Source organism: Mesocryomonas fontinalis (assembly GCF_055730125.2).
In genome coordinates, this window is record NZ_JBUZWG020000021.1 from 1 (window position 1) to 2,500 (window position 2,500).

Consider the following 2,500-nt stretch of genomic DNA (forward strand, 5'->3'; position numbering starts at 1 on the left):
CCCTCGCCTTTCCCTTCGCCCCTCAATTTCCCCTGAACGCCAAACGCCCCCTGCGGTTTTTGACCGAGGGGGCGTTTTGGTTAGGTTTGTTATGTTTGTTTTGTGAGAGATATCTTGCGATTTGCAGACCTGGCGGCGACCGACTTTCCCGTGTCTTAAGACAAAGTATCATAGGCGCTGGAGCGTTTCACGGCCGTGTTCGGAATGGGAACGGGTGCAGCCACTCCGCCAAAACCACCAGGTCAGCGAATAGCAAGATAGAAGCTGGGTTGGGTTTCAGGTTTGCTCACGCCGGTTTGCCACGGGCAAACCGTCTCCGCTATGGCGGACCTTTCGGTCCGACGGCCTATCGGCCTGCGGGCGTTACGTCCTGACCGCCTCTGCAGGGAGGCGGAATGCATGAATGAGAATGCGTCAGATCTCAGCAACGATCCAAGGCTTGACGCCCGTAGACCGCTAGGTCGTCGGATTGCTTTCGCAATCCGCGCCAGCGCAGACGGTTTGCCCGAGGCAAACCGGCGTGAGCGCCGAGATTAAAACCAATGTTCACTCTCGCATTGCGAGGTGAACATTGGCGAATGAGAATGATCAAGCCGATCGGGCGATTAGTACCGGTAAGCTTCAAGCGTTGCCGCTCGTCCACACCCGGCCTATCAACGTGGTGGTCTACCACGGCCCTGATAGGGAGTACTCGTTTTGAGGTTAGTTTCCCGCTTAGATGCCTTCAGCGGTTATCTAGTCCGTACATAGCTACCCTGCACTGCGGCTGGCGCCACAACAGGTCCACCAGAGGTACGTTCATCCCGGTCCTCTCGTACTAGGGACAAATCCTCTCAATACTCCTACACCTACGGCAGATAGGGACCGAACTGTCTCACGACGTTCTGAACCCAACTCACGTACCGCTTTAAATGGCGAACAGCCATACCCTTGGGACCTGCTCCAGCCCCAGGATGCGATGAGTCGACATCGAGGTGCCAAACAACCCCGTCGATATGGACTCTTGGGGGTCATCAGCCTGTTATCCCCGGCGTACCTTTTATCCGTTGAGCGATGGCCCTTCCACGCGGGACCACCGGATCACTATGACCGACTTTCGTCTCTGCTCGACTTGTCTGTCTCGCAGTCAGGCGGGCTTATGCCATTGCACTCGACGACCGATTTCCGACCGGTCTGAGCCCACCATCGCGCGCCTCCGTTACTCTTTGGGAGGCGACCGCCCCAGTCAAACTACCCACCATACACTGTCCCGGATCCGGATAACGGACCGCGGTTAGACATCCATGACGATAAGGGTGGTATTTCAAGGATGGCTCCACACGAGCTGGCGCCCATGCTTCAAAGCCTACCACCTATCCTACACATGCCGACACGAATGCCAGTGTAAAGCTATAGTAAAGGTGCACGGGGTCTTTCCGTCTGACCGCAGGAACCCCGCATCTTCACGGGGAATTCAATTTCACTGAGTCTATGCTGGAGACAGCGGGGAAGTCGTTACGCCATTCGTGCAGGTCGGAACTTACCCGACAAGGAATTTCGCTACCTTAGGACCGTTATAGTTACGGCCGCCGTTTACTGGGGCTTCATTTCAGAGCTTGCACCCCTCCACTTAACCTTCCAGCACCGGGCAGGCGTCAGACCCTATACGTCGTCTTGCGACTTCGCAGAGCCCTGTGTTTTTGGTAAACAGTCGCTACCCCCTGGTCTGTGCCACCCCACCTGACTTGCGTCAGAAAGGGTCACGCTTCTTCCGAAGTTACGCGTGCAATTTGCCGAGTTCCTTCAGCATAGTTCTCTCAAGCGCCTTGGTATACTCTACCAGTCCACCTGTGTCGGTTTCGGGTACGGTCTATACGGTGGGGCTATTTCCTGGAACCTCTTCACCGCCCAATCAATCCGATAAGACTGAACGATACACGAGATCCGTCACTCACCACCAGGCCCACGATTATTAACGTGGTTCCCATCGACTACGCCTTTCGGCCTCGCCTTAGGGGCCGGCTAACCCTGCTCAGATTAACTTTAAGCAGGAACCCTTGGACTTTCGGCGAGGGTGTCTCTCACACCCTTTATCGTTACTCATGTCAGCATTCTCACTTCCGATACCTCCAGAGGCCCTCACGGGTCCTCCTTCACTGGCTTACGGAACGCTCCGCTACCACTTGATCCGAAGATCAAATCCACAGCTTCGGTGCATGGCTTTAGCCCCGATACATTTTCGGCGCAAAGACCCTTAATTAGACCAGTGAGCTGTTACGCTTTCTTTAAATGATGGCTGCTTCTAAGCCAACATCCTGGTTGTTTTGGGATCTTCACATCCTTTCCCACTTAGCCATGACTTGGGGACCTTAGATGGTGGTCAGGGTTGTTTCCCTCTCCACGACGGACGTTAGCACCCGCCGTGTGTCTGCCGACTAGTACTCCCCGGTATTCGGAGTTTGATTGGGTTTGGTAGGACGGTGAGTCCCCCTAGCCCATTCAGTGCTCTACCCCCGGGGGT

The 2,500-nt window shown here is 55.3% G+C and carries 2 rRNA genes (1 of these 2 cut by a window edge); both read right to left on the reverse strand.

The features are described 5' to 3' along the window. Positions 1 to 127: 127 nt before the first annotated feature. Positions 128 to 242, reverse strand: a 5S ribosomal RNA gene (gene rrf / locus ACZL02_RS24305). 342 nt (positions 243 to 584) lie between these two features. After that, positions 585 to 2,500, reverse strand: a 23S ribosomal RNA gene (locus ACZL02_RS24310) (it continues 907 nt past the right edge of the window).